Here is a 24935-nt window from a genome sequence, read left to right as displayed (position 1 = left end):
AAAAGGAGTATTGTCACCGTGACAAAACTCCTCCGCGCCCGCATCAGGCGCTTTCCACCGTCTTCGGCAGACCCGCGCGGTAGACGAAGTTGCGCAGCCGCACCTCGCCCGGGCCGGCCGCATAGATCCCGACCTTCAGGCTGATGAAGCCGCCGAACACGTTGTGGTGCAGGCCCGAGACCTCCATCCGCGTGCCGTGCCGGGTCCAGGTCGCGCCGTCGTCGTAGGAATACCACCAGGTGACCACGTGCTCGTCGTTGCGGGCCTTCAGCCGCACGCTGCGGGCCTCGTGCTTGATGCGCGCCCAGGCCAGCTCCTCGGAATACTGGAAGGTCTTCAGCGCCGTCGGCGTGACGCCCAGGCCGACGAAGGCCTTGTGATTGTAGAACAGCAGCAGCCCCGCCTCGGCCTCGCCGATCAGATCGAGCGAGATCTCGGCCTCGTACGAGCGGTCGCCGACGATGCAGGTCAGGGGCGCGCTGTCGATCGGCGAGGTCCCCGAGCCTTTCAGCCGCAGGCCCTTGGTCTCGAACCGGGTGCGATCGCCCTCCCCCGGCTTGGGATCGTGGAAAGCCCACTGCAGGCCGAAGCGGTCGGCCGAGAAGTCGTCCGATAGGGCAAAGCCCGACGGTCCGGCCTTGCCGCCGCGCGGCTTGCGGATCGGCTTGGAGAGGTCGCCGCCCAGCGGCTTGAACCAGCCGTCGGCGGTCCATTCGATCGGCTCCAGCAGGGTCTGGCGGCCCAGGGTCCAATAGCCGTTTTCGTAGGCGTGATAGACCATCCACCAGTCGCCGGCCGGCCCCTCGACCAGGCTGGCGTGGCCGCGCGACCACCAAGGCTCGTCCTTGCTGCGCGTGCGCACCAGCGGATTGTGCGGGCAGTGCTCCCACGGGCCGTTCACCGAGCGCGAGCGGGCGGCGATGACCATGTGGCCGGTCACCGGCCCGGCCGTGCCGCCGACCGCGGTGATCAGGTAGAACCAGCCATTGTGGCGCAGCAGCTTAGGGCCTTCCGGCGCGAAGTTCTCGACGATCCAGTCATCGGGATAGCGCCAGGGGTCGTAGGCCTTCTCCAGCTGGCCGTCGGTGGCCAGGCCGTCGTCGGTCAGGCGAATCTTGCGCACGCCGTTGACGAACAGGTAGCGCTTGCCGTCCTCGCCGACCACGTGGCCCGGATCGATGCAGCCGCTGATCTTCAGGTCGATCGGATCGCTCCACGGCCCCTCGATGCTGTCGGCCCAGATGGCGAAGATCGACCAGCCCTGCCCCGTCGGATCGGCCGGGATGTAGATGAAGTAGCGCCCGTCGTGCCGCACCAGGTCGACAGCCCAGATCGTGCCGAGCGGCTTGCGCAGGGCCGGACCGACCGGCGTCCAGTTCACCAGGTCGGTCGACTTCCAGATCACCAGGCCCGGATAGGCCAGGAACGACGAGAACGTCATGTAGTAGACGTCGCCGTCCTTGAGGATCGTCGGATCGGGGTGATCGCCGGCGATGATCGGGTTCAGATAGGTCCCGTCGCCCAGGTCTGCCGTGCGGCGGCCGTCAGGCCCCTTGCCCCAGGTCGGGACGGCAGCGCTTTTCGCGGCCGGCTTGGCTTCTGCGGCTGGGACAGCCAGCGCCGGCGCGGCGGCGGCGCCCGCCAGAAGGCCTTTGAACAGGGTGCGGCGCGGCAGGGCCATGGGTCGCTCACGAGAGAATGATAGCGCTATCAAATTCCGTAGAGCGATGAGCTGCGGGCGTCTACTCGCCACCATCAAAAGAAGTCATCGCCCGCTTCATGCGGGCGACCCAAGCTGGATCAGCCACATCCTGAAACGCCGCTTGGGTCGCCCGGACAAGCCGGGCGATGACTTCCTGATTGGGACACAAGGCGAGAAGCGCCTCACCCCTCGACGGTGATCTCCGGCCAGCGGGCCTTGGCCGAGCCGGTGGTGCGGGCCCAGCCGCCCGCACCCTTCACCCGCAGCGGGTTGGGCCGCAGGCGCATGGCGAACAGGTCTTCCAGGCCGAACGGCGCCCAGACGCGCAAGGTCTCGTCGGCCTCCAGCCGCACGCCGACGCAGAAGGCCGTGGCCACGAACCGTTCCAGGGCCTCGGCGCTGGAGCGCAGGGCGGGATAGGGCTCGTCGGCGCCGAACTTCTTCTCGAACCATAGGTGCACGCGAGCCTGGTTGCGCACCTCGACCAGCTCGCGCAGCGGCGGCTCGAAGGCGGCGGCGACGCGCTGGATGACGATGTCCTCGGCTTCGTACGAGGTGTCTCGGTCGTCGTGATAGGCGACGTCGTAATCCTTGATGCCGTAGTCCAGCGGCCGGCCGGTCAGGGAATTGAACACCGGCTGGTAGATCGCGCCGGAGAAGATCATCCAGTCGGGCAGGTCGAGGTCGCGGACGGTGCGCAGCACCTGCAGGGTCGTCGGCGTAGCGCGGACGATGTCGATCAGGCGGTCTTGCAGGGTCTCAGGGGTCAAGGCCCACGCCTCCATCGTTCGTCACCAGCAGTCGGGAGGGCGGCGCGCAGAACTCCTGCGGGACGCCGTCCATCGGACGCTTGCCCTTGTAGATCTTGTAGGCGCCGACCACGCGGCAGCCCTTCAGGCCGACGAAGACGCTTTCCTCGACCGCCAGAAAGCTGAACGGAATGTCGAGCTTGCCGATGTCGGGACAGACGGCGCGGACGGACTGGACGGCGTCGTGCGTATTGTCGTCGGTGTAGAGCGTGCTCGCGTCCGGCGGCGACTTGATGCCGGGCGTGAACTCGCACACCGTGTCCGAGCCCGGAAAGTGTCGGGCCAGCCGCTCACCCTTCGCGCCGGCAATCTCGATGCGGGTCACGCCGCTGTCCCGCACACCGCCATGCGTGACGTAGACATAGGCCACGACGAGCACCACCGCGGCGGCGATCCAGAAAAGCTTCGCGCCTTTCGGACGAGACTTCATCCCCGCACCGGCCAGGCGTGGTCGAGCGGGCCGTGGCCCTTGCCCAGGCCCGGGGCGCGCAGCATGGCCTCATGGACGTAGTTCCAGGCCTGGGCGACGGCGTCGGTCAGCGGCAGGCCCTGCGACAGGCCGGTGGCGACGGCGCTGGCCAAGGTGCAGCCGGTGCCGTGGGTGTGGCGGGTGTCGATCCGCTCGCCCTCGAAGCTGGTCTCGCCCTGGCGGGTGATCAGCAGGTCGACGACCCGCTCGCCCGCAACGTGACCGCCCTTCATCAGCACGGCGTGGGCGCCGAGCTCGAGCAGGGCCTCGCCGGCCCGGCGCTGGTCGTCGATGGTCTCGACCGCCAGGCCGGTCAGGGCGCTGGCCTCGGGGGCGTTGGGGGTCAGCAGCGCGGCGCGGGGGATCATCAGCGCCTTGACCGCGTCGATCGCCCGGTCGGCCAGCAGCGGGGCGCCGCCCTTGGCGATCATCACCGGATCGACGACGGCCGGGATATGCGGCGCGCTGGCCAGCACCCGGGCCACGGTCTCGACCACGCCGACATCGCCCAGCATGCCGGTCTTGAAGGCGTCGGCGCCGATGTCGTCGAGCACGGCGCGGGCCTGAGCCTCGATGACGTCGAGCGGGATCGGGTGGACGCCGGTGACGCCCAGGGTGTTCTGGACGGTGATGGCGGTGATCGCCGTGGCCGCGTAGCCGCCCAGGGCGGTGACGGTCTTGATGTCGGCCTGCACCCCCGCCCCGCCGCCGGAATCGGATCCGGCCAGGACGAGCACGCGGCCCAGGAACGAGGGTGAATCGGGGGAAGGCGCTTGGGTCACGCGCCTGTCCTACCCCGGATTGGAAACCAGTTGAACGGTCAGGCGGCGCCGAAAGCGACCAGGAAGGACGTCAGGCGACGCCGAAGGCGGCGGTGAGGCGGTCGAACTGGGCCTGGACGGGGCGCGGGGCCTCTTCCACGGCGGCGGCCTCGACATACATGCGGCGGTCCAGGTGGCGGACGCGCTCGTACAGGCGCTCGGAGCGCTGCAGCAGATTAACCAGGCCGAAGGGCAGGTCCTCGATCGCGGCCGGGACCTCGCCGGTCTCGATGGCCATGCGGTAGTTCTCGGCGCAGGCGGCCTCGGGGGCCATCTCGCCTTCCTTGACCGCGCGCTGCACCAGCAGCCACGAGGCCACCTGCATCAGCCGGGTGGTCAGGCGCATGCTCTCGCTGGCATAGGCCAGGGCGGCGTTCCGCGACAGGATCTTGCTGTCGTGGCGACCGGCCCCGTCGAGATAGGCCGCGGTCTCCTCGACCAGCAACATGCCCTCGTCGAAGGTGCGGTCGAACAGTTCGGAGCGCGCGAAGTCCTGGATGACTCCCGCCCGCCAGGGGGCCGTGGACGCGTTCGGATCGGTCATGTCTACTCAATGCCCCTAAGGCCGCGAGGACGTCTCGCTTGAGGAGGCGGACTGCAACCCCCGTGCCAAGCCTTAACGTCCCGTTTCGCGACCGCCCCGACTCACTGTGACCGACGGACGCGCTTCAGCGTCCACGGGTAGCGTAAACCATTCGTTAGTCGAGGCGACCAAACAGCGCATCCGCCGCCGCGCGCCCGGCTTTTTTCTTGTTCAGCTGGGCCTTGGTCCGGGCGATCTCGGCTTCGAGGGCCTCGATCCGCTCTTCCAGTTCGATGACGCCGTAGGTCTCGAGGTCCTCGTGCGTGGCGGTGTTCAGCGCGTCGCCCCGGAACGCGCGCGGTTCGACCGGCTCTTCCATCATCGACCATCCTCCCTTTCCGATCGGCCATCTGACGCCTACCTAGGGCGCGACGCAAGCGCGACGGAGCCGCCTCCATGTCCCAGACCATGACCGCGATCGAGATCGAAGGCGGCAAGGGCGCGGCCGACGCCCTGCGCCCCGCGCAGGTGGAACGTCCCGTTCCGGGCCCCGGCGAGATCCTGATCCGGGTGCGCGCGGCCGGGGTCAATCGCCCCGATCTGTTGCAGCGCCTGGGCTTCTATCCGCCGCCGCCCGGCGCCCCGACAACCCTGGGCCTGGAGGTCGCCGGCGAGGTCGAGGTCGCCGCCGGCCGCTGGCGGGTCGGCGACAAGGTCTGCGCCCTGCTCGGCGGCGGCGGCTATGCCGAATATGCCGTGGTCGACGCCCGCCAGGCCCTGCCGATCCCGGAAGGCTTCGATTTCGTCCATGCAGCGGCCCTGCCCGAGACCGTCTTCACCGTCTTCGCCAACGTCTTCGAGCATGGCGGGCTGAAGCCCGGCGAGACCCTGTTGATTCATGGCGGGACGTCCGGGATCGGGACAACGGCGATCGCCATGGCCAAGGCGGCCGGCGCGATCGTCATCGCCACCGGGCGCGGCGCCGACAAGAAGGCCACGGCGCTGGAGCTGGGCGCCGACCTCGCCGTCGACGCCAAGACCGAGGACTTTGCCGAAATCGCCAAGGGCGCCGGCGGCGTCGACGTGGTGCTCGACATGGTCGGGGCCGCCTATTTCGACAAGAACCTCGACGCCCTGAAGACCGGCGGGCGCATCGTCTATATCGCCGCCCTGGCCGGCGGCACGCTGGAGGTCCCGGTGATGAAGGTGATGCAGAAGCGCGCCGTGATCACCGGCTCGACCCTGCGCCCCCGCCCCGCCGACGAAAAAGCCCGCCTGGCCGCCGAGATCGAGCGCACCGTCTGGCCGTGGATCGCCGCCGGCAAGCTGAAGCCGATCGTCGATGCCACCTTCCCCCTGGCCGAGGCCGCCAAGGCCCATGCGCACCTGGAGGCGGGCGAGCATGTGGGCAAGGTGGTGCTGGTTGCCTGAACAGATGCTCCCCCTGAAGGGGGAGCTGTCGCGGAGCGACTGAGGGGGAAGTGATTGCGGCGTCCGTGGCTGCGGCTCACTCATCAGGAACCTGCCCCTCCGGCCCTCCGGGCCACCTCCCCCTTCAGGGGCAGGGTCACTGAGCACGCGTCTTCGCGCTCACGCGGCAGACCGCTGAGTTGATCGGAGAGGGCGCGGGGCGTCCGGGCTGCGCGGGGAGGAGTTAGTCCCGCCCCGGCACGCTGAAGCTCAGCTCCAGCCGCCGGCCTTGAGGGCCTTTTCGAAGCTGGCCGCGTAGCCGGCGATGTCGGCCGCGCGGTCGGTCCCGTTGATGACATAGCGGGCCAGGCCGTAGGCCTTGGGGGTGGCCGAGACGGCGGTCTTATCGATGTAGCGGCCAAGGCTCTTGCCGGTGAACCAGCCCTCCTGCATGCCCAGCGCCATGATCGCGGCGGCGAGGTCGGGGCGCTTGGCCAGGGTCGGCTGCTGGTCGATCGGCTCGCCCAGCTCCTTGGCGGCGCGGACATAGTTGTTCTTCCAGGTCAGTTGCACATAGCCGCGGCCGTGATAGCGCACGCCGTCGCCGGGCTGGGTGTTGCCGTTGGCCCTGGCGCGCTTGGGATTGAGGCCGTTGACGTCGTAGAGCCGCTGGAAATAGGCGTCCCCGCCGCGCTCGTCGATCGGCTGCATGGTCTGGGCGGTCTCGTGATAGGCCGTCGCCAGGCCGTAAGCGGTCCAGGCCTGGCCCCAGCCATGGGCGCCGAGCGCCGCGAGCACGGCGTTGCAGCCGTCGGTCTCGACCTGGCTGAGGGTAGGGCCAAGCATTTTCGTCGTCCGCACCAGATCGAAGAACGCCCCGTCGTCTTTCAGTTCCATGTTCCGCCCCACAGTCGCCTTTTTGGCGAGACCACCAGAACACACGTATTGCGATTAAGGCAACGAATAGCAGTCTGGCGGCGAGCCTATCGATCCCCGTTCCCTTTCCCGGAGAACCGGATTATAGCTCTCGTTGAACAACCCCGCCCGGCCGCAAGGTCGGGCGCCGTCATTTCTGGAGGACCGCATGTCCGACATTCTGATGCCCAAGGCGACCGCCGTCTGGCTCGTGGACAACACCTCGCTGAGCTTCGAGCAGATCGCCGACTTCTGCGGCCTGCACCCGCTGGAAGTCCGCGGCATCGCCGACGGCGAAGTGGCGCGCGACATCCGCGGCGCCGATCCGATCGGCAACGGCCAGCTGACCCGCGAAGAGCTGGACAAGGCCCAGCGCGCTCCGCAGTACCGCATGAAGGCCCAGGTGAGCCGTCACGCCGAGCTGCTGAAGCCGCAGAAGAAGGCCCCGCGCTACACCCCGGTGTCGCGTCGCCAGGACCGTCCGGACGCCATCGCCTGGTTCATCCGCCACCACCCGGAAGTGACCGACGCCCAGATCTCCAAGATCCTCGGCACGACCAAGGCCACCATCGAGCAGGTGCGTAACCGCACCCACTGGAACGCGGCCAACATCAAGCCGGTCGATCCGGTGACCCTGGGCCTGGTCGGCCAGCTGGAACTCGACGCCCTCGTCAAGAAGGCCGCCGAGAAGAAGGCCAAGGACGACGCCAAGAAGGGCATCGTCGCCGAGGATCCGACTCTGCGTCCGGCGGCCGAGACCGGCTACAACCCCGACGCCGAGCAGGAGGAGCGCGACATCCGCGCCGCCCGCGCCGAGCCGAAGGCCGAAGACGTGTTCGGCTCGTTCTCGAACGTCGACGAAGACGACGAAGACGAGGATTGATCCTTCACCCCGTTCGCGAGGACGGGCCTGGACAGCAAAAAGGCCCATCCGAACGATCGGATGGGCCTTTTCCTTGCCTGAGGGCCAGGGACTGGGAAGCTAGTGCAGCCTCGCTCGAAGTCCCTCTATCTCCTCCTTGAGCCTGAGCTTCTGCCGCTTGAGTTCGCGAAGCCTCGTGGCGTCGCTACCCGGTCGACTGGTCTCCTCCTGGATCGTGCGGTCGAGGTTCTCGTGACGGGACCCCAGCTCGCGGATACGGGATTCGATGGCCATGGGCTCGGCCTCCTTTTGGGCTGTTGACGGATCGAGTGAACACCCGCTGGTTCGGACTGTCAGATCACATATGATTGCAACCGGCAGCGCTTGACGTGGCGCAGCTTCCTCCCGTGACGGACGAAAATTCACCATGACGGACGCCGCCGCACCCGCTTTCAAGCCCCGCCTCGTGGTCGGAATCTCCGGCGCGTCGGGGGCGCTCTACGGCCTGCGCACCCTGGCGGCCTGCCGCGACCTGGGCGTCGAGAGCCACCTGGTGATGAGCAAGTCGGCCGCCCTGACCCTGACCCAGGAGACCGGTTTGAGCGTCGCCGAGGCCGCCGAAATGGCCGATGTGGTGCACCGGGCCGGTGACGTCGGGGCCGCCATCGCATCGGGTTCCTACCGCACCCTGGGCATGGTCGTGGCCCCCTGCTCGGTGCGGACGATGAGCGAGATCGCCACCGGCGTAACCTCTTCGCTGCTGACCCGGGCCGCCGACGTGACCCTGAAGGAGCGCCGGCCGCTGGTGCTGATGGTGCGCGAAAGCCCCCTGCACCTGGGCCACCTGCGCACCCTGACCCGCCTGGCCGAAATGGGCGCGGTGATCGCCCCGCCGGTGCCGGCCTTCTACGCCAGGCCGGTCTCGATCGAGGAGATGGTCGACCAGTCGGTGGGCCGGGCGCTGGATCTGTTCGGCCTGACCTGGGGCCCGGTGAAGCGCTGGGGCGAGGACCTGCCCCCCATCGGCTCGAGCGGAAGCTCAACCGTCAACGAAACGGACGAAAATTAACGGCCATGCGGTTCTGGGACTGGGCGCTTTCGGTCTATGCGCGACAGCCTGTCGCAGTCGCCTGCCTGCATCTGCAGGACGCGCACGGCCAGAACGTGCCGTTCCTGCTGTGGGCGGCCTGGGCGGCGCTGGAGGGACGCCCCGTCGACCTGCCGCGCGCCGCCGGCCTGGTCCGCGCCTGGGAGGCCGAGGTCGGCGCACCCCTGCGCGAGGTGCGGCGGGCGCTGAAGCCCGCGCGGGTTGATATCGACGATGCGGCGCGCGAAGCCTTCCGCGACAGGGTCAAGGCGGCCGAGCTGGCCGGCGAGAAGGTGCTGATGGAAAGCCTGGAAGCGACCTGCGGTCCCGTCGGGGCCACGGCCGACGTCTACGGCGCCCTGCTGGCGGCGGCGCGGGCCACCGGCGATCCGCCGCATGACGCGGCCCTGGCCAGGCTCGCCGATGCGCTGGCTTGATGCAGTCCCGCTTGAGACCTTTACCGCCCGTCAGGCTTTGCTATCTATCACCGCCTTCGGACCAGCGCTCAGTATGGGGGAACGTCCATGAACGATGACGATCCTTCGGAAGACACCGGCGTGGCCATCGAGCGCCGCCTGGCGGTCCTGCGCGAAGAACACCAGGACCTGTCGGACGCCGTCTCGGCCCTGGAAGAACGCCCCCTGCCCGACCTGCTGCAGATCGCCCGCCTCAAGCGCCGCAAGCTGGCCCTGAAGGACGAGATCGTGCGCCTGGAAGACCAGGTGACGCCGGATATCATCGCTTAGGCGCTAAGACCCCCTCTACACCGCCTGAGGAACCTCCCCCTCTGGGGGAGGCGATCGCGAAGCGATCGGTGGGGGGCGTGACTGCGCAATCGGCCAGGGTTTGCGGAAGCTGAAAACTTCCCCCCACCGGCCTTCGGCCGCCTCCCCCAGAGGGGGAGGTTCCCAACGAGCTACTCCAGATCCCCCGGCCCGAACGCCTCGGGCAACAGCGTCCAGAACGGCGTACGCAAGGTCGCCGCGCCGCCCTGCACCGAGACGATCTCGCAGGTCTTGCTGGCGAACTCGCCGATGCGCTGGCGGCAGGCGCCGCAGGGCTGGACCACGGCGTCGGAGCCGGCGGCGATGTAGACCCGTTCGATTCGGCGGCCGCCGGCCGTGATCATCGCCCCGATCGCCGTCTGCTCGGCGCAGGTGCCCGACGGATAGGCTGCGTTCTCGACATTGACGCCGAAATGCACCCCGCCCAGGTCGTCGATCACGGCGCTGGCGACGGTGAAGTTCGAATAGCGGGCGTAGGACCGCGCCAGATAGGCCGGCAGTTGCGCGGCGATCGCCGATTCATCGGGCGTGTCGGAAAGAAATCGTGCGGCGCTCATGCCATCCCTCGGGTTCCGGCAGGATCGCGCCGGGAACCGAGGCAATCAGTCGCGGGCGCGCGATGCAAGCTCAAACAGCCGCCCGCGCGCCCTCCGGCTCAGCTTTCGCCCGGCGCCAGGGCGACGATCGACAGGGCGTGCACGGGGCCGGCCAATTCCTCGCTCAGGGCCTGGTGGACGAGGCGCTGGCGGGCCACGCGGCCCTTGCCCGCAAAGGCCTGCGCCTCGATCGTCAGGTTGAAGTGGCTCTCGCCGCCCTCGCGGTGTCCGGCATGGCCCTGGTGGCGCGCGCTGTCGTCCACGACCTCCAGCCGGGAGGGCGCCAGGGCGGCGGTCAATTTGGCCTCGATGGCGTCAGCGACGGCGCCCATTGTCGATCTCCAGCATGTCAATCCTTGAACGGAAATAGCCTGGGCTTAATCTAAGCGCCATGAGCCGCGAGTTCGAATATCGTCCCAAGTTCTTCGACATACGGGTCCGCCCGCCCAAGCCGGGCGAGGAGGAGGGTCCGCGCGCCGATGACGTCAACCGGCTGAAGCCCGGCCAGCGGCGCTGCGAGCACGCCGACTGCTTGCGCGCGGCCGAGGCCAAGGCGCCCAAGAGCCGCGACCTGCCGGGCCAGTACTACCATTTCTGTCAGCCGCACGCGGCCGAGTACAACAAGAACTGGAACTTCTACGCCGGCATGAACGAGGGCCAGATCCGCGTCGAGCAGGAGCGCGAGAAGGTCACCGGCGGCCGTCCGACCTGGAGCATGAAGGCCGACGCCGGCTCGCGCGAGGCCGCCGCGGCCGCCGCCCGCGACGCCCGCAACATGGCCGACCCCTTCGGCCTGTTCCGCGCCCAGCAGCGCAAGGCGGAATCGGCCGCGGCCGGTCGCGCCGTCGGCAAGCTGGAACGCCAGGCCCTGGCCGACATGGATCTCGACGTCGACGCCGACGCCGCGGCCATCCGCGCCCGCTACAAGGACCTGCTCAAGCGCTGCCATCCCGACATGAACGGCGGCGACCGCAGCGCCGAGCACAAGCTCCAGCGGGTGATCAAGGCCTACAAGACCCTGCAGAAATCCGGGATGGCGAAGTAGCGGCGGCTCAGCGGGCGAGACCTCAGCGGGCCAGGCGGCGGTAGCCCTTCTCGCTCCAGCCTTCGAAGAAGTCGCCGGGATCGCCTTCCTCGGTCTCGATAGCGGACAGCGGTTCACGCGCCCCGCCAGCATAGGACAGCGTCCAGGCGTCGCCCGTCTCGCGCGCCAGGCTGGCCTCGACGTGACGGCCTCCTCCGACGGGATCGACAATGCAGCTCATGCGCAAGCGGTCGGACGCCAGCCAGGCCTGCGGACTGCACGACGCGCCCTTGGAGGCCACCGGGACCAAGTCCGCGCCGTCGGCCCGATAAAGGGTCACGCCGCCGCCGTCGTCGCTCTCGTTGCCGAACACCAGCCAGACGCCATCGGGCGATGCGAGGGGGAGTCCGACATCCGCCACGCGCAGGCGGCCGTCGGCGCCGATCAGCACCGACATCGCTTCGCCCTCGCCATGCGTGAAGGTGAGATGGGGCAGCCTTTCGCCCCCAACGGCCACGACGCCCGCCAGGCGCCAGCGGGCGCACTGGTCGAAACCGTCGCAGAAGCCGCTGTCGGTGAAGCTGGCCACGTCGCCCCGGGGACCGCGAACGAACAGGACGTCGCCGGCGCGGCGCGCCAGATCGGGGAACTGGGCCAGGAGCTTGGCCTCTTCAGCCCTGCCCTGCGCCATGTTCTCGGCCAGGGCCTGGGCGTAGGCCTTCTGGTCCTCGAGGTCGGCGGGCGACAGCTGCGGCCGCGAATGCGCCAGCCGGGCGGCCTCGACGCGATCGCGACGGACGGTCAGGCCGCCGGCGACGGCCAGCGTGGCCGCCGCGACGGCGACCGTGATGATCCAGGGAAAGACGCGCTCGCCGGCCATGGCCGAGCTTTAGGCGCGGCCGGCAAAGGACGCGAGTCCGAAAGCGGACTCGCGCTTAAATTCAGCGGATGCGGATGCGGACCGGCACGTCGATGAACGAGCCGGCGCGGCTCTTGCCGTCGGGGCCCATCAGGTCGACCTGGAACTGCGAGGCCATCTGCACGGCCGCTTCGCCGACGCCCATTTCCGAGGGGCTTTCGCTCTGGACGCTGCAGGCGGTCAGGCCGCCGTCGCGCTTGACCATGCAGCTGAGCAGGGCCACGGCCTCGCGCGGCTGGGCCACCTGGACGACGCGGGCCTGCGGCTCGGCCGAGGCGGTCGGGGTGGCGGCGGTCACGGCGGCGGCGAGAACGAACGAAGCGATCACTGTATCATCCCTATGGTCTTTCGGAGGGGGCCCAGGCTGGCCTGGGGTCTCCGGTGTCATTTTGGATCAGGCCGCGTTGGCCTGCTTGAGCCGTTGCAACCCCTGGGCCGCCAGGTCGGTCAGCGAACGCAGGCCCAGCTCCGCGAAGACGTCGAACGCGACCGCAAGAGCGGTGGCCGCGCGGTCGAGTCGGCCGTCGTCGCGGCCGGTGATCTCGACCCGGGCTTCATAGAGACGGGCGAGGTTCATCTGGGCCACGGCCCAGCCGGCAGGGTCGCGACCGCCCGGATGGGCGGCCAGCTCGGCCTTGAAGGCCATCTCGGCGGCGTCGAGCACGGCCAGATCCGCCGTCAGCTCGGCGCAGCGGGCCAGGCTGAGGGCGCGGTTGTTGGCCACGGCGGCGCGCAGGGCCAGGGCCGGCTGCACCTTCACGATATGGGTGGCGCGGTCGTAGCAGGTGACGGCCTGCTCGAAGCAGCGGTCCGAGGTGGTGGCCTCGCCCATCATCTGCAGGGCCTCGCCCAGGCCCGCCTGGGCGCGGGCCCAGTCCAGCGGGCTGTGGCCAGGATCCAGCGGCTCCAGCGCCTGGGTGGCGGCCTCGACGCCGTCGGCGATCAGGGTCAGCTCGCCGTCCAGGTCGCCCAGCCGGGTCAGGGCCTCGCCGCGCAGCAGCTCCAGCCGCGACCAGGTCAGGGGTTCGAAATCGGGATCCAGCGCGGCGACGGCCACGCGGGCCTCGGCCAGGGCCACCTCGACCAGGCTGCGGTCCTTCAGGCGGACGGCGCAGCCCAGCAGCAGGTCGATGCGGGCCGCGCGCTGGTCGGCCAGTTGCAGGCGCGCGCCGCCGGCCTTGGCGCCGCGATCGCCGGACATCACCGCCAGCGGCGCCTCGAAGGCCTGGGCCGCGGCCAGGGCGCGGTCGATGTCGTTCTCGGCCAGGGCCATGCGGCCATCGACGGCGGCCAGCAGGGCGGCGGCCAGCGCGCCGTGCGGGCCGTGGGTCGCCTTGGTCAGGGCCAGGGTGGCGCCGGCGGCCGCGTGCAGCCCCTCGTCGCCGAACAGGTCGGCGCCCAGCATGGCCAGCACCGCCTGCTCGCAACGGGCGGCGGCGGCCAGCTCGGCCTTGCGTTCGGTCTCGGCCAGGCGGGTCGCGCCCTCGGCCTGGGCCGCGCCCTTGCGCAGGGCGGCGGCGTCGCCGGTGCGGCGGGCCACTTCGCGCCAGACCACGGCGGCTTCCAGCAGACGCACCGCGCGATCCTTGCAGCCGATGCGGCCGGCCGCGACGTCGGCGGCGCGCGCCTCGTTGGTCAGCAGGCGCAAGTCCATCAGCTCCAGCAGCGCGGTGTCGCCGCCGGTCAGCCCCTCGCGATGCGCGGCGGCATGGGACACGCGTCCCTGCCCCTCCACGCCGAGAAGCCGCTTCAGGTCCCGCCCAACGAATTCGAACATCGCTCGCGTACTCCGCCTTCGGATCGTCCCACCTCGGCACGGCCGCGATGGATTTAACGCGATATCAGCAAAACCGGAGCCAACGGTCTTAACAAGGGGTTAACCGGTGTGAATCGGCCGTTAACCCTGAATATTCAGATCACATTAACTTTGATCGCCGGATTGGGCCGGAAACTGGCGGTTTTGACCCATTTTGGCACGGTTTTTGCTTCGCCAGACGGCCGGACCGGGTGGGTGTGGGCGCACAAATTAGAACATTGTTCACTCAAGTGAAAATGACGTTAACTCTAAGATTTAGGACCTTGTTTACACTTCGTTCAGGGTTGGAGCGCCTCGGGATGGCGGATCGGCGCGTGAATCGCTAGAAAACGGCCATGACCAGCTCCGCCGTCACCCTCTGGACCGCCGCCCTCTGCAAGCAGGACCCCGGCTATGGCGGCTGGTCGTTCGTGCGCAAGCTGGACGGCGAGTCGGGCGCGGCGGCGATCAAGGGCGCGGCCGGCGGCGAGCGCCGCACCACCCTGGCCCGGATGAGCCTGACGGCTCTGGCCGAAGCGCTGTCCAGCCTGTCGGACCTGCCGGCCAACACGGCCGTGACCCTGTACTTCGCCGATCCCGCCCTGGCCGGCGAGCTGGTCGCCAGCGACGGCGCCTATGCCAGCGCCGAGCCCGAGGCCTGGGCCGCCGCCCGCGCCCTGGTCGCCGCCCGGCCGGTGCTGAACCTCGTCCCGCTGGCGCCGAGCGCCCCGGCGAACGGCTTCCTGGCCGCCTGGTCCGAATTCGGCCTTGACACCTCCAAGAGCCGCGGCGCGTTCAAGGCCGCGATCCCGAAACCGAACCTGCTGAAATTCCCGGGCTGAAACGACCTGAGCTTGACCAAGTCAACAATACCACTATAGGCTGATTGAACTGCCGACAGCATCCGGGGGGATGGCATGTTGCAATGGCTTTCAGCGTTCTTTACCGGGTCGCCGCAGGCGCGGGTCGATCCCCGCCTGGGCAGTTCGCCGACCCTGTTGGCGTTGACTGTGCTGTTCACATTGGCCGCCCTGGGCATCGTGGCCCTGTTCACCGCGTCCTGGGTGGTCTGTCCCGACAGCGCCGAAGCCGGCCGCTGCTCGATCGGGGCGCGCTTCAACGGCCATTTCCTGGCCTTCGGGGTCATGGCGGGGACGGCCGGCGCCTGCGGCGGCGGTCTGCTCGGACTGCTGTTTGGCCTGCCGACCAGCGCCGCCCGCGCCGTGGCCCAGACCAACGCCAATCCGCACGGCCCCGGCCAGGACAATCCCTGGTTCACCGACAATACGGCGATGGAGCAGATCGCCGACTGGCTGACCAAGATTATCGTGGGCCTGAGCCTGGTGAACTTCGACCGCTTTCTCCTGCACGGCTGGGAGGTTTCGGTGGAGGTGTCGCGGGCGATGAGCGGCCAAGCCGACGCAGGGCCGGCCATCGGCGGCCTGACCCTGGCGCCCTCCGTACTGATCGGCTTCGCCATCAGCTACATCTGGATCAGGCGCTTCCTGCCCGGCGAACTGGCCAGCGCCCGCCTGTCGATGATCGAGCGGCAAGCGATGTCCATGCAATACATGTCCGGGCGCCAGAAGATCGAGGCGGCCGAACGCAGCGGAGCCAAGCAGGCCGTCCCATCGGCGAACGCCCAGGAGATCACCGCCCGGACGTCACAAGCCGTGGCCGTCGCCAGCTCCCAGGTCGGCGCCGCCTTCGAGATGCCTCCGGTGGTCGCCCAAGGCGCCAATGAACTAGACCCCTGGCAAGGTCAGTTTCTATCGCACCCGCATCAGGCCGGCAGCATCAAGCTGGACGCACAGGTCAAGGCCCTGCCCGGCGACGCCGACTGGTTCTCGATCACGATCCTGATCAATTTCGCCGATGAGGCGACGGCGGCCCACCTGGCCGACAGTCCGGCCCGGCTCTACCTGCACCCGACCTTCCCCAATCCGATCCGCGACATCCGACTGGGAAAGATGGGCTTCGCCCTGGAACTGGTGGGCTGGGGAGCGTTCACCGTCGGCCTGCAACTGCAAAACGACGAGCGCTACGAGCTGAACCTGGCCCTGCTGCCGAACGCCCCCGCCGTGTTCAAGGCGCGCTAGGCGTCCAGCCCCTTCACCACCAGGGTCGCGGTCGCCGCGTTGCAGGCGAAGGGGATGTCGGCCAGGGTCGCCAGGCGGATCAGCGCCTTGACGTCGACGTCGTGCGGCTGAGGCGACAGCGGGTCGACGAAGAAGATCAGGATGTCCAGCCGGCCCTCGGCGATCATCGCGCCCAGCTGCTGGTCGCCGCCCAGGGGGCCGCTCTTCAGGCGGGTCAGCTGCAGCTGCGGCAGGGCCTGCAGGATGCGGCCGCCGGTGGTGCCGGTGCCGTAAAGCACGTGCTTTTCCAGGAACGCCGCATGGGCCAGGGCCCAGTCGACCAGGTCGGCCTTCTTGTCGTCGTGGGCCACGAGGCCGATGGCGAGCTGGCGGGTCATGCGGGAACGGCTCCGGTTGAACGCGTCCTTCCTATAGCGGCTGGACGCCGGGCCGCCAGCCGTCCCGCGCCTCTTCCCTTTTCACGCGCAATGCCGCTAGGATACATATTGAAACGATATCTCAAATAATGAGATCGCCGTTCATGGCGATCCTGGAGGAAGACGCCATGACCCTCGACCGTCGCGCCTTCGCCGCGGGCCTGACCGCCCTGCCGCTGCTGTCGGCCGCGCCCCGCGCCCTGGCCGCCCAATCCCAGGCGAAAGGACCCGGCGCTCGCCCGGGTCCGTTCCTGCTGGGCGCCGACATCACCTGGATCCCGCAGGACGAGGCCGACGGCGCGGTGTTCTACGCCGGCGGCGAGAAGCGCGACATCCTGGCGATCCTGGGCGACGCCGGCTTCAACGCCATCAAGATCCGCGTCTTCGTCAATCCCGAGAACGGCTACTCGGCGCAGCGCAAGACCGACCCGTGGGCGGGCCTGGCCCAGACGGTCAGCATGGCCAAGCGGATCAAGGCCGCCGGCATGCACCTGACGATCAGCTTCCACTACAGCGACAACTGGGCCGATCCGCAGAAGCAGGTGAAGCCCGCCGCCTGGACCGACCTGCCGTTCGACGCCCTGGTCAAGGCCGTCGGCGACCACACCCGCACCGTGCTCACCGCCCTGGAGAAGGCCGGCGCCCGGCCCGACCTGGTAGTGATCGGCAACGAGATCACCTTCGGCATGCTGTGGCCCGACGGCCGCGTGCCCCTGCCCGTCCCGACCGGCAATCCGGCCACCGACGCGGTGCACCTGAACGTTCCCGACGCCGGCGGCTTCGACAAGCTGGCCCGGCTGCTGAGCGCGGGCCTCGACGCCTCGCGCGAGACCGTGCCGGGGGTCAAGACCAGCCTGCACAACCACCTGGGCCGGCACTGGACGATCGTCAGCCACTGGACCGACAGCCTGCTCTCACGCGGCGTGCGCTTCGACGCCGTCGGCTTCTCCTGCTACCAGCAGCAGGCCGAGGGCGACTGGGCCAACACCTTCAAGCGGTTCGGCGAGCGCTACCCTGACCACGGCTTCTATGTGGCCGAATATTCCAGCCGGAAGCGTTATGTGAACGACCTGGTGTTCGACGCCCCGGGCCAGCGCGGCTGGGGAACCTTCATCTGGGAGCCGACCCGGCACCAGGAGGCGATCTTCGACCAGGACGGCCAAAACGCCGGCGAAGGCCCCAAGCCCAACCTGCTGTCGCAGGGCATCAACAGCGCCGAGGCCCCCGGCGCGCAGATCGCCGGCGCCCCGCCCCCGCATCCCGAAAAGACCGAGCACGGCGGCCGCTACGACGCCAATGCGTTCCTGGGGCTCTATCGCCAGATGGCGCGGGACTATGGGCTGAAGAAGGGGTGAGGCGACGGCTTGACCTTGATTATTTTACATACGTAACCTTCCCTCGTCGAGGGAGGGGCGGCATGGGCAAGCGGCTGCTGCGGATCGTGGCCCTGGCCCTCGGCCTGGCCCTGGCGACGCCGACCGGGGCGGTGATGCTGATGGAAGTCCCGCCCAGCCTTGAGGCCGTTCGCACCCCGGCGGGCGCGGCCGAGTATCGCCAGGCCACGGCCGTCGCGCTGGTCCGCCCCAAGGCCGCCTGGACACCGCCTTGCTGGCTGGCCGGGCTGCTGTCGTGGGCGTCGCCCCAAGCCTACGGCGACTATTGCGGCAAGCGCGAGCGGTCGCGCCGCTATCGGCTGGCGGTGATCGAGACGCTGAAGGGCGCCCCGCCCCGGCGCCTGCCCGCGCGGTTGCGCGGCGACTATCCGCTGGACCCCGACTTCATGCGCCGCACGCGGCCGGATCTGTGGATCGGGGTGTACGACCTGGACGCCAAGCGAGCGGCCGGACGCCATGCCGGCTTCCTGTTCCTGCACCGCGGCCGCATCGCCGACCGCGAGTTGGACGTAGAGGGTGTCTTCGACCGGCCGCGCCTCAGCGACGGAACGATCTCGCGGCCGATCCTCGACCCGGCGCTGGACTACCTCGTGTTCCTCGACGAGCGGGGCCAGATCGATCACTGGGAGCCGGTCGCCCGCGGCGGGGCTGATCGCGACCTGCTGGTCCAGCGCCTGCGCTGGCTGCGCGGCGGCGCCCGCGACGACGACGTCCGGCTGACCTGTTCGCCCGCTTTACCGAGGCGGCGATCTATGAGGCCGCGCCGCTGGAGCCGGGATCGCCGCGGGCATCGATCCCCGCCTGCCGCCCTCGCCTGGTCGGCGGCCACAAGATCTCGCCGATGAACCTGTCGATGGACATCTTCGGCTCGGAGCTGCTCGGCCCGTCCTGCCCTGCCGGCCTGGCGAGCCGCCCCGGCGCTATCTGGTCCTGATGATCGCGCCGCGCGACGCCTCGCTGTTCGGCTGGGACGAGCGGGGCGCGACCGCCCGCCTGCTGCCGATCGTCGACGGCAAGGTGCGGCCCGGCGACCTGGTCAGCCAGCTGCGGCTGGCGCCGCCGATCCGATCCCCGTCGAGCAGGTGCTGGCCTGGATCGGGACCGGCGTCGCCGAGGAGGATCGCTGGTTCGGCACGCGCGACCAGGACCCGCCGCTGAAGCTTATTGGCCCCAGTTGATGGCGAACACCACCTTGCGCACCAGGCGCAGGCCTTGGCTGAAGGCCAGGGCCTCGCTCGCCGCCTGAGGCGAGGGCTCGGGCGGCGTCAGCCCGGGGATCGGCTTCAGCGGCGGCGCGAGCTGGCACTGGCTCAGCCGTCCATCGGGGGTCCAGCCGCAGACCAGGCGCGCCGATTGCGAAGGCCTGACGGACGGGCCGCCCTCGACCGCCGCCAGCTCCAGCCAGTCGCCGTTCTCGACATCGCCCAAGGTCTCGACGCCGGCCCCATAGAGCCGGACGGACAGTGCCTTCGGCGGCGGCCGCAGGGCCGTCTTGTAGGCGCTCTGCGCCACGGCGATCGCCGCCGCGCCATAGCCCTGCCCCGGCGCACCTTCCGAAAGCACCTTGCAGGCGGTCAGCGGACCGGAAGCCTCCAGGGGCGCCTCGCAGGACAGCGAAGCGGTGCCGAGGGCGTCCGCGCCCGCGGGTCGCGCCGCGTCCAGCACCTTGCCGCTGGGCGGCTTGACGGGGCTGGACCAGGACCTGCCCCCGTCCGTGACGTTGAATCTGATGTGGATGTAGACGGGCTCGCCCGCCGCCGGCGGCGTCACCAGGCGCCCGAGTCGCTCGGTGATCAGCTGGGCCGCCTTGCCGAAGCCGAAGGCGGCCGGAAACTCGCCGACCACGACGCAGTCGGAGACCCGTCCGGTCACCTGGCTCGGGGGCTGGGCGATGCAGCGCACCCGCGCCCAGCCATTGACTTCCATCCGCTGCGCCCGATCGGGATAGTAGCGGGCCACCGTGCCAGAGACGATGATCTGGGAGTCCTGCGGAAGAGGATCGGCAAGCCCGATCGTCGCCGAACCGCTCGCGAACGCCAATGCGGTCAGGCCCGCGAACCAAGCTTTCCGCTTCATGCTTCCCCCGGAATCACGCGCCGCTCGCGAAGGGCGACACGACCGTCGCGATCTAGCATGGCGAGAAACGGGTCTAAAGCTCGCGGGGACGGCGTTCGCCGCCTCAGCCCCGTTCCTTGGTCCGCTCGAAGCGCACCTTCGGGTAGCGTTCGGCGACGTAGTTGATCTCCCAGCCGCTCTTGCCCAGGAACACCGGCTGGTCGTCGATATCGCGGCCCATGGCCGTCTTGTGCTTGTTCTCGAAGTCCTCGACGTCGGCGCGCTCGCCGACCAGCCAGCGGGCCTCGGCGTAGGGGCTGTTCTCGAAGATCACGTCCAGCTGGTACTCGTTGGCCAGGCGGTCGGCCATGACCTCGAACTGCAGCTGGCCGACGGCGCCGACGATGAAGTCCGACCCGATCATCGGCCGGAACAGCTGGGTGACGCCCTCCTCGGCGAGGCCCTCCAGGGCCTTCTTCAGGTGCTTGGCCTTCAGCGGATCCTTGACCCGCACGCGGCGCAGGATTTCCGGGGCGAAGTTGGGCAGGCCGGCAAAACGCAGGGCGCCGCTCTCCGACAGGCTGTCGCCGACCCGCAGCACGCCGTGGTTGGGGATGCCGATCACGTCGCCGGCGAAGGCGTCTTCGGCCAGTTCGCGGTCGGACGCGAAGAACATGATCGGCGCGTTGACGCTCATGGCCTTGCCGGTGTTCTGGGCCTTCAGCTTCATGCCGCGGGTGAAGCGGCCGCTGGTCAGGCGCAGGAAGGCGATCCGGTCGCGGTGATTGGGGTCCATGTTGGCCTGGACCTTGAAGACGAAGCCCGAGACCTCGCCGTCGCCCGGGGCGACATGGGTCTCGGCCCCGGCCTTGTTGGCCTTGGCCGGCTTGGGCGCGGGGGCGTAGGCGCCGATGCCCGCCAGCAGCTGGTCGACGCCGAAGTGGCGCAGGGCCGAGCCGAAGAACACCGGCGTCATGTGGCCTTCGAGGAACGACTGCACGTCGAACGGCTTGCCGGCCTCGGTGACCAGCATGGCGTTGTCTTCCAGCTCGGCGCGCTCTTCGGGCTCCAGGTACTGGACGACGGCGTTGCCGTTGAAGGCGACGGGGTCGGGATGGCCCTCCTCGTCGGTCGAGCTCTTCTTGGCGTAGGGGATGAACTGCTGGCTGCGCAGGTCGAGCATGCCCTTGAAGCGCCCGCCCGAGCCGGCCGGCCAGTAGAGCGGCGCGGGGTCGAGGGCCAGCTTCGAGGAGACCTCGTCGAGCAGCTCGAACGGATCCTGGGCCTCGCGGTCCATCTTGTTGATGAAGGTGATGATCGGGATGTCGCGCAGGCGGCACACCTCGAACAGCTTCAGGGTCTGGGGCTCGATGCCCTTGGCCGCGTCCAGCACCATGATCGCGGCGTCGGCGGCGGTCAGGGTGCGGTAGGTGTCTTCCGAGAAGTCTTCGTGGCCCGGGGTGTCCAGCAGGTTGAACATCAGGCCGTCGTGGTCGAACGTCATCACCGAGGCGCTGACCGAAATCCCGCGCTCGCGCTCGATCTTCATCCAGTCCGACTGGGTGCGCCGCGCCTGGCCGCGCGCCCGCACCGCGCCGGCCGCGCGGATCGCCCCGCCGGCCAGCAGCAGGTTCTCGGTCAGGGTCGTCTTGCCGGCGTCAGGGTGGCTGATGATGGCGAAGGTGCGCCGACGGGCGGCCTGGACGACGGGAGAAAGGTTGGCGGGCGAAGTGCTCATCGCGCCGGACTACCGCTCCCGCACGTCCTTGTCACCCTCTGGCCGCACTGCCGCGTCGTCCGCCGGGTCGTGCTGGGGGTCACCCTCTCTCCGCGAAGACGGCCGCCTGCGACCCGGCCGGCAGCGCCTCGCCGTCGGCCTTGTCCCTCAGCTCGGCCATCAGCTGGGCGGCGTACTTGGCGCGCGCGCCGCCGTGCGGGTTGCCGGCCACGGGCGCCATCATCTCGCACGCCTCCTCATAGGCCTTGGCCTGGATGAACAGCCGGGCGGCCGTCATCCGGATCAGCGAGGCCTGTGGCGCGATCTCGGCGGCGCGGGTGATGACGTTCAGGGTGTTTTCCGACGGCGTCTTCTCCAGCGACCTGGTCTGGGCGTAGCCGAACAGCGCCATGTAGTCGTTGGGGTCGATCTTGTGGATCCGCCCCAGGTATTGGGCGGCGTCGGCGTAGATGGCCTGGACCTGCTCGCGGTCGGCCTTGTCGCGGACGGCCTTGCGCGCCGAGGACAGACGGCTGGCGGCCAGGATCTGCAAGGTCTCCAGGTCCTGCGGACGCTCGTCGAGCAGGGCCTTCAACATCACCTCGCACTGCTTGCGGTCGCCCAGGTCGCACTCGGTGCGGGCCAGGACGCGGCGGCTGTAGAACTCGTTCGGCCGCTTGGCGACGATCTTGCGGATCTTGGCCAGGAAGGCGTCCGCCTCGGCCGGCGGGATGTCCTGCTTGAGGCGCTGGACCTCGAGGATCAGGTCATCGGCGCCCTCGGGCAGGCGCGTGAAGACGATCTCCGGGGCCGGCGGCGGCGTGCGCTTCAGCTCCATCCCCGACAGATTGTCCATGTACTTGACCAGGGCCTTTTCCAGCTGCTTGCCGTCCTGGCCGTAGACCTTGGTCCAGCTGGCCATCGGATCGGCGCCCTCGCGCACGGCCTTCAGATAGCGGCTCAGCTGCGAGCGCCGGCCCTTGTCGTTCCAGACATAGTGGGTCAGCAGCCAGGACTGGGCGTAGTAGACGCCGCGGTCGGCCTCGGGGATCTGGCCGGGCTTCTTCGACAGCACGTCGGCCATCGGCACCCAGGTCTTGTTCATCAGCGACGCGGCGCGGCTGCGGCTGAAGTCGCCGATCAGCACCTTCTCGGGCTGCAGGTCGACGGTCATGTAGTATTCCGCCAGCCCCTCGATCAGCCACCCCGGATAGCCGGCCGGGAAGTACTGCATCATGAAGTGGTGGGTGTATTCGTGCAGCACCACGTCGTCGCCGTTGTTGCGGTCGTAGCGGCCGCCGTCCTCGCGGATGGCCACCACGAAGATGTCCTCCAGGGCCGTGGAGTAGATCCCGCGCAACCCCTCTGAAGCGCCAGGGATCACCCGCCGCATCTGCTGGGTGCTGGAGACCAGATAGAAGGGCAGCTTGCGCGGCGTCTCGGCGTCGGTCTTGTCGTGCAGCAGGCGCAGGACGCCGTCGAAATCCTCCAGCATCGCCACATAGCGGCGCACCAGGGCCTCGCTGCGATCGGAATAGACGACGAAGTGCGTGCTCTCGGCGCGCATCCAGCGGCCGGTGGGATCGGCGACCGCGGGCGGCGGCGGCGCCGCCGGCTGGGCCAGGGCGGGCGTCCAAACGCTCAGCGCCGCCGCGATCGCGACGCCAACACCAGTCCAACGTACCGACAAGACCGCCCTCCCAAGCGCAATTATACGTTGAGGCTGGCGCAAGCACGACCGCCAGGCAAGGCTGTATGTTTCGAAATCTGAAATGCGGTCCCAGATTTCGAACAAGACGCTGGTCAGCCCTTGGTCGCCCCGCTCTTGGCGGCCCGGGCCTTTGCCGGTGCAGGCGGCGAGGGCGGCGGCTTGGCTTCGGTCGCGGCCGGGGTCGGCGGTTCCGGCTTGTCCTCCTTGCCCTCCAGGTCCTTGAGGATGTTGCTGGCCTGCTTGGCCTGGCCGCCGCCATGCGGGTTGGCCGCGATCGGCGCCAGCATCTGGCGGGCGACGCTGTAGCGGCCGGCGCGCATGAACAGGCGCGCCGCGTTCAGCCGGATGGCCGGGCTCTGCGGCGCGATCTCGGCCGCCCGGTAGATGACGTTGAGGGTATTCTCGGTCGGCTCTCGATCGAAGGACCGCGCCTCTGCGTAGCCGTAGAGGGTCAGGTAGTTGTCGCCGTCGACCTTGTGGGCGCGGCCCAGATACTTCACGGCCTCGGCGTAGATCGCCTTGGTGTCTTCGAAGTCGGCGGTGCGGGCGGCGGCCAGGCGGCTGTAGGCCATGACCTGCAGCGCCTCAAGGTCGTTGGGCCGCTCGTCCAGCAGGGTCTTGAGGATCTTCTCGCCGGCCGCGCGATCGCCGAAGTCGCATTCGGCCCGGGCCAGGACCAGGCGGCTGTAGAACTCGTTCGGACGCTTGGCGGCCAGCTCGCGCACCCGCGGCAGCAGCGCCTTGCCCTGCTCTTCGCTGACGCCGCGCTTGATCAGCTGCACCTCGAGGATCAGGTCGTCGGCGCCCGCCGGCAGGCGGGTGAAGGCGATCTGCGGCGTCGGCGGGGTGCGCATCACCGACATGCCCATCAGCGACTTGCGCATATAGGCCCGCAGGTTGCGCTCCAGGGTCTTGGCGTCGTCGCCATAGACCGCGGTCCAGCTCTCCATCGCCGGCTTCCCGGCCCGGACGGCGTCGAGATAGGTCTCCAGCTTGGCCCGCCGCCCCTTGTCGCTCCAAAGGTAGTGGGTCAGCAGCCAGGACTGGGCGTAGAAGGCCGAGACGTCGTCGCGATCCAGGTCGCTGGGGCGCTTGGTCAGCAGCACGTCCATCGGCAGCCAGCGCTCGTTGACCAGGGCGTAGGCGCGGCCGGCGTTGAAGTTGCCGATCGTCACCTTCTTGGCCTGCAGATCGGCGGTCATGTAGTATTCCGCCAGCCCCTCGATCATCCAGCCCGGATAGCCGGCGGGGAAGTACTGCATCATGAAGTGGTGCGTGTATTCGTGCAGCACCACGTCGTCGCCCTTGGTGGTGTCGTACTCGCCGCCGGCGCCCTCGCGGATGGCCACGGCGAAGATGTCGTCCAGCGAGGTGAAATAGACGCCGCGGCCGTTCTCGGGGGCCTCGGGATAGGCGCGGCGCAGCTGGCGGGTGTTCGACACCAGATAGACCGGCAGCTTGCGCGGGGTCGCGGCTTCGGTGCGGCCGTGCAGCAGCCGCAGAATGCCGTCGAAATCCTCGAGCATCGTCACATATTCGCGCAGCAGGTTTTCGCTGCGGTCCGAATAGACGACGAAGTGCTCGCTCTCGGCCCGCAACCAGCGGCCGGGCGGATCGGATTGCGCCCAGGCCGGCGACCACGCCGCCAGCAGCGCCGCCAGCAGCGCCGCCAGAACCACGAGACCCATTCTACGCAACATCGACATCGCCCCCGACACGACCGGAAATTGAAACTTTCAGATTCCGACCGCGCGTCATAGCCGGACGGTCGCGGCACTGCCGGTCATTCGACCGGCGGCGCCCGCACCCCGGAGACCCAAGGTCTT

Annotated in this window: 28 protein-coding genes; 10 read left to right on the top strand and 18 right to left on the bottom strand. The window is 69.2% G+C overall.

The features are described 5' to 3' along the window. Positions 1 to 43: 43 nt before the first annotated feature. The 6 genes from I4Q42_RS23070 to I4Q42_RS23045 all read right to left on the bottom strand — a co-directional run bounded on the left by I4Q42_RS23070 (position 44) and on the right by I4Q42_RS23045 (position 4706). A complete protein-coding gene (locus tag I4Q42_RS23070) occupies positions 44 to 1681 on the bottom strand; it encodes a family 43 glycosylhydrolase (RefSeq protein WP_198578440.1) in 1638 nt (545 codons plus the stop codon). A 203-nt stretch (positions 1682 to 1884) separates the two neighbouring features. Further along, positions 1885 to 2457, bottom strand: a complete 573-nt coding sequence (locus tag I4Q42_RS23065; protein ID WP_408611124.1) for a nucleotidyltransferase family protein — start codon at positions 2455 to 2457, stop codon at positions 1885 to 1887. Between the two features lie 4 nt (positions 2458 to 2461). Further along, the gene (locus I4Q42_RS23060) at positions 2462 to 2941 is read right to left on the bottom strand and encodes a hypothetical protein (RefSeq protein ID WP_198578438.1); all 480 of its coding nucleotides are present in this window, start codon (positions 2939 to 2941) and stop codon (positions 2462 to 2464) included. Continuing rightward, complete coding sequence (gene thiD / locus I4Q42_RS23055) at positions 2938 to 3762, bottom strand: bifunctional hydroxymethylpyrimidine kinase/phosphomethylpyrimidine kinase (protein WP_408611121.1); 825 nt, start codon at positions 3760 to 3762, stop codon at positions 2938 to 2940. The genes I4Q42_RS23060 and thiD overlap by 4 nt, the downstream gene beginning before the upstream one ends. Before the next feature lie 70 nt (positions 3763 to 3832). After that, positions 3833 to 4345, bottom strand: a complete 513-nt coding sequence (rcdA, locus tag I4Q42_RS23050; RefSeq protein WP_198578437.1) for a protease adaptor protein RcdA — start codon at positions 4343 to 4345, stop codon at positions 3833 to 3835. 154 nt (positions 4346 to 4499) lie between these two features. Further along, positions 4500 to 4706 carry a DUF1192 domain-containing protein gene (locus tag I4Q42_RS23045; RefSeq protein ID WP_198578436.1) on the bottom strand — a complete coding sequence of 69 codons (207 nt, stop codon included), beginning with the start codon at positions 4704 to 4706 and terminating at the stop codon, positions 4500 to 4502. A gap of 74 nt (positions 4707 to 4780) precedes the next feature. Between I4Q42_RS23045 and I4Q42_RS23040 the strand changes: the two genes are divergently transcribed. Continuing rightward, complete coding sequence (locus I4Q42_RS23040) at positions 4781 to 5755, top strand: NAD(P)H-quinone oxidoreductase (protein WP_198578435.1); 975 nt, start codon at positions 4781 to 4783, stop codon at positions 5753 to 5755. A 249-nt stretch (positions 5756 to 6004) separates the two neighbouring features. Here I4Q42_RS23040 and I4Q42_RS23035 read toward each other — a convergent pair whose 3' ends face one another. After that, on the bottom strand, positions 6005 to 6631 hold the full coding sequence (locus I4Q42_RS23035; RefSeq protein ID WP_198578434.1) for a hypothetical protein: 627 nt from the start codon (positions 6629 to 6631) through the stop codon (positions 6005 to 6007). Positions 6632 to 6818: 187 nt separating this feature from the next. Between I4Q42_RS23035 and I4Q42_RS23030 the strand changes: the two genes are divergently transcribed. Continuing rightward, on the top strand, positions 6819 to 7532 hold the full coding sequence (locus tag I4Q42_RS23030; protein WP_198578433.1) for a DUF1013 domain-containing protein: 714 nt from the start codon (positions 6819 to 6821) through the stop codon (positions 7530 to 7532). Positions 7533 to 7631: 99 nt separating this feature from the next. Here the strand turns inward: I4Q42_RS23030 and I4Q42_RS23025 are convergent, their stop codons facing one another. Next, positions 7632 to 7805 (bottom strand): YdcH family protein, encoded by a 174-nt coding sequence (locus I4Q42_RS23025; RefSeq protein ID WP_110117944.1) that lies wholly within the window; start codon positions 7803 to 7805, stop codon positions 7632 to 7634. Between the two features lie 133 nt (positions 7806 to 7938). Between I4Q42_RS23025 and I4Q42_RS23020 the strand changes: the two genes are divergently transcribed. The 3 genes from I4Q42_RS23020 (at position 7939) to I4Q42_RS23010 (ending at position 9344) form a co-directional block, all read left to right on the top strand. Next, positions 7939 to 8580, top strand: coding sequence for a UbiX family flavin prenyltransferase (locus I4Q42_RS23020; protein ID WP_198578432.1), 642 nt, complete (start codon positions 7939 to 7941; stop codon positions 8578 to 8580). Between the two features lie 5 nt (positions 8581 to 8585). Beyond that, positions 8586 to 9035 (top strand): TIGR02444 family protein, encoded by a 450-nt coding sequence (locus I4Q42_RS23015; RefSeq protein ID WP_198578431.1) that lies wholly within the window; start codon positions 8586 to 8588, stop codon positions 9033 to 9035. Positions 9036 to 9122: 87 nt separating this feature from the next. Then, positions 9123 to 9344: a YdcH family protein gene (locus tag I4Q42_RS23010; RefSeq protein ID WP_198578430.1), complete on the top strand. Its 222-nt coding sequence runs from the start codon at positions 9123 to 9125 to the stop codon at positions 9342 to 9344. Between the two features lie 170 nt (positions 9345 to 9514). On the opposite strand, the gene cdd is transcribed toward I4Q42_RS23010, so the two are convergent. Both cdd and I4Q42_RS23000 read right to left on the bottom strand, forming a co-directional pair. Beyond that, complete coding sequence (cdd, locus tag I4Q42_RS23005; protein ID WP_198578429.1) at positions 9515 to 9940, bottom strand: cytidine deaminase; 426 nt, start codon at positions 9938 to 9940, stop codon at positions 9515 to 9517. A 98-nt stretch (positions 9941 to 10038) separates the two neighbouring features. Continuing rightward, a complete protein-coding gene (locus I4Q42_RS23000) occupies positions 10039 to 10311 on the bottom strand; it encodes a BolA family protein (RefSeq protein WP_198578428.1) in 273 nt (90 codons plus the stop codon). 59 nt (positions 10312 to 10370) lie between these two features. Here I4Q42_RS23000 and I4Q42_RS22995 point away from each other — a divergent pair, with 59 nt between their 5' ends. Then, positions 10371 to 11024, top strand: coding sequence for a J domain-containing protein (locus tag I4Q42_RS22995; protein WP_198578427.1), 654 nt, complete (start codon positions 10371 to 10373; stop codon positions 11022 to 11024). Between the two features lie 22 nt (positions 11025 to 11046). On the opposite strand, the gene I4Q42_RS22990 is transcribed toward I4Q42_RS22995, so the two are convergent. The 3 genes from I4Q42_RS22990 to I4Q42_RS22980 form a co-directional block, all read right to left on the bottom strand. Beyond that, positions 11047 to 11883 (bottom strand): hypothetical protein, encoded by an 837-nt coding sequence (locus I4Q42_RS22990; RefSeq protein ID WP_198578426.1) that lies wholly within the window; start codon positions 11881 to 11883, stop codon positions 11047 to 11049. Positions 11884 to 11944: 61 nt separating this feature from the next. Then, positions 11945 to 12250, bottom strand: a complete 306-nt coding sequence (locus I4Q42_RS22985) for an energy transducer TonB (RefSeq protein ID WP_198578425.1) — start codon at positions 12248 to 12250, stop codon at positions 11945 to 11947. Between the two features lie 66 nt (positions 12251 to 12316). After that, the gene (locus tag I4Q42_RS22980) at positions 12317 to 13639 is read right to left on the bottom strand and encodes a hypothetical protein (RefSeq protein WP_332873138.1); all 1323 of its coding nucleotides are present in this window, start codon (positions 13637 to 13639) and stop codon (positions 12317 to 12319) included. Positions 13640 to 14073: 434 nt separating this feature from the next. On the opposite strand from I4Q42_RS22980, the gene I4Q42_RS22975 reads away from it, so the two are divergent. Continuing rightward, entirely contained in the window at positions 14074 to 14559 is a 486-nt protein-coding gene (locus I4Q42_RS22975; protein ID WP_198578423.1) for a ribonuclease H family protein, read from the top strand. A 75-nt stretch (positions 14560 to 14634) separates the two neighbouring features. After that, positions 14635 to 15816, top strand: coding sequence for a pYEATS domain-containing protein (locus tag I4Q42_RS22970; RefSeq protein ID WP_198578422.1), 1182 nt, complete (start codon positions 14635 to 14637; stop codon positions 15814 to 15816). Here I4Q42_RS22970 and I4Q42_RS22965 read toward each other — a convergent pair. After that, complete coding sequence (locus I4Q42_RS22965; protein ID WP_198578421.1) at positions 15813 to 16193, bottom strand: methylglyoxal synthase; 381 nt, start codon at positions 16191 to 16193, stop codon at positions 15813 to 15815. The genes I4Q42_RS22970 and I4Q42_RS22965 overlap by 4 nt on opposite strands. 143 nt (positions 16194 to 16336) lie before the next feature. Here I4Q42_RS22965 and I4Q42_RS22960 point away from each other — a divergent pair, with 143 nt between their 5' ends. Further along, positions 16337 to 17587, top strand: a complete 1251-nt coding sequence (locus I4Q42_RS22960; RefSeq protein ID WP_198578420.1) for a glycosyl hydrolase 53 family protein — start codon at positions 16337 to 16339, stop codon at positions 17585 to 17587. Positions 17588 to 17649: 62 nt separating this feature from the next. Then, positions 17650 to 18471: a hypothetical protein gene (locus I4Q42_RS22955; protein WP_198578419.1), complete on the top strand. Its 822-nt coding sequence runs from the start codon at positions 17650 to 17652 to the stop codon at positions 18469 to 18471. Between the two features lie 316 nt (positions 18472 to 18787). Here I4Q42_RS22955 and I4Q42_RS22950 read toward each other — a convergent pair whose 3' ends face one another. From I4Q42_RS22950 to I4Q42_RS22935, 4 genes are all read right to left on the bottom strand, one after another. Next, entirely contained in the window at positions 18788 to 19702 is a 915-nt protein-coding gene (locus I4Q42_RS22950; RefSeq protein WP_198578418.1) for an energy transducer TonB, read from the bottom strand. 103 nt (positions 19703 to 19805) lie between these two features. Further along, positions 19806 to 21419, bottom strand: coding sequence for a peptide chain release factor 3 (locus I4Q42_RS22945; protein WP_198578417.1), 1614 nt, complete (start codon positions 21417 to 21419; stop codon positions 19806 to 19808). A gap of 79 nt (positions 21420 to 21498) precedes the next feature. Then, positions 21499 to 23088, bottom strand: coding sequence for a tetratricopeptide repeat protein (locus I4Q42_RS22940; RefSeq protein ID WP_198578416.1), 1590 nt, complete (start codon positions 23086 to 23088; stop codon positions 21499 to 21501). 113 nt (positions 23089 to 23201) lie between these two features. After that, a complete protein-coding gene (locus I4Q42_RS22935; RefSeq protein ID WP_198578415.1) occupies positions 23202 to 24809 on the bottom strand; it encodes a peptidase MA family metallohydrolase in 1608 nt (535 codons plus the stop codon). Positions 24810 to 24935: the final 126 nt, after the last annotated feature.

Origin of the sequence: Caulobacter hibisci (assembly GCF_016135805.1) — a bacterium.
Taxonomy (GTDB): domain Bacteria; phylum Pseudomonadota; class Alphaproteobacteria; order Caulobacterales; family Caulobacteraceae; genus Caulobacter; species Caulobacter hibisci.
This window is presented reverse-complemented; position numbering and strand designations above follow the sequence as displayed.

Bases quoted from the DNA above. Each gene is read 5' to 3' on its own strand.
- I4Q42_RS22950 (WP_198578418.1), bottom strand. From the start codon at position 19,702: ATGAAGCGGAAAGCTTGGTTCGCGGGCCTGACCGCATTGGCGTTCGCG.
- I4Q42_RS23040 (WP_198578435.1), top strand. From the start codon at position 4,781: ATGTCCCAGACCATGACCGCGATCGAGATCGAAGGCGGCAAGGGCGCG.
- I4Q42_RS23015 (WP_198578431.1), top strand. From the start codon at position 8,586: ATGCGGTTCTGGGACTGGGCGCTTTCGGTCTATGCGCGACAGCCTGTC.
- I4Q42_RS22990 (WP_198578426.1), bottom strand. From the start codon at position 11,883: ATGGCCGGCGAGCGCGTCTTTCCCTGGATCATCACGGTCGCCGTCGCG.
- I4Q42_RS22970 (WP_198578422.1), top strand. From the start codon at position 14,635: ATGTTGCAATGGCTTTCAGCGTTCTTTACCGGGTCGCCGCAGGCGCGG.
- I4Q42_RS22935 (WP_198578415.1), bottom strand. From the start codon at position 24,809: ATGTTGCGTAGAATGGGTCTCGTGGTTCTGGCGGCGCTGCTGGCGGCG.
- cdd (WP_198578429.1), bottom strand. From the start codon at position 9,940: ATGAGCGCCGCACGATTTCTTTCCGACACGCCCGATGAATCGGCGATC.
- I4Q42_RS23010 (WP_198578430.1), top strand. From the start codon at position 9,123: ATGAACGATGACGATCCTTCGGAAGACACCGGCGTGGCCATCGAGCGC.
- I4Q42_RS23025 (WP_110117944.1), bottom strand. From the start codon at position 7,805: ATGGCCATCGAATCCCGTATCCGCGAGCTGGGGTCCCGTCACGAGAAC.
- I4Q42_RS22975 (WP_198578423.1), top strand. From the start codon at position 14,074: ATGACCAGCTCCGCCGTCACCCTCTGGACCGCCGCCCTCTGCAAGCAG.
- I4Q42_RS22945 (WP_198578417.1), bottom strand. From the start codon at position 21,419: ATGAGCACTTCGCCCGCCAACCTTTCTCCCGTCGTCCAGGCCGCCCGT.
- rcdA (WP_198578437.1), bottom strand. From the start codon at position 4,345: ATGACCGATCCGAACGCGTCCACGGCCCCCTGGCGGGCGGGAGTCATC.
- I4Q42_RS22965 (WP_198578421.1), bottom strand. From the start codon at position 16,193: ATGACCCGCCAGCTCGCCATCGGCCTCGTGGCCCACGACGACAAGAAG.
- I4Q42_RS23060 (WP_198578438.1), bottom strand. From the start codon at position 2,941: ATGAAGTCTCGTCCGAAAGGCGCGAAGCTTTTCTGGATCGCCGCCGCG.
- I4Q42_RS22955 (WP_198578419.1), top strand. From the start codon at position 17,650: ATGGGCAAGCGGCTGCTGCGGATCGTGGCCCTGGCCCTCGGCCTGGCC.
- I4Q42_RS23030 (WP_198578433.1), top strand. From the start codon at position 6,819: ATGTCCGACATTCTGATGCCCAAGGCGACCGCCGTCTGGCTCGTGGAC.
- I4Q42_RS22960 (WP_198578420.1), top strand. From the start codon at position 16,337: ATGGCGATCCTGGAGGAAGACGCCATGACCCTCGACCGTCGCGCCTTC.
- I4Q42_RS23020 (WP_198578432.1), top strand. From the start codon at position 7,939: ATGACGGACGCCGCCGCACCCGCTTTCAAGCCCCGCCTCGTGGTCGGA.
- I4Q42_RS23035 (WP_198578434.1), bottom strand. From the start codon at position 6,631: ATGGAACTGAAAGACGACGGGGCGTTCTTCGATCTGGTGCGGACGACG.
- I4Q42_RS23000 (WP_198578428.1), bottom strand. From the start codon at position 10,311: ATGGGCGCCGTCGCTGACGCCATCGAGGCCAAATTGACCGCCGCCCTG.
- I4Q42_RS22995 (WP_198578427.1), top strand. From the start codon at position 10,371: ATGAGCCGCGAGTTCGAATATCGTCCCAAGTTCTTCGACATACGGGTC.
- I4Q42_RS23045 (WP_198578436.1), bottom strand. From the start codon at position 4,706: ATGATGGAAGAGCCGGTCGAACCGCGCGCGTTCCGGGGCGACGCGCTG.
- I4Q42_RS23070 (WP_198578440.1), bottom strand. From the start codon at position 1,681: ATGGCCCTGCCGCGCCGCACCCTGTTCAAAGGCCTTCTGGCGGGCGCC.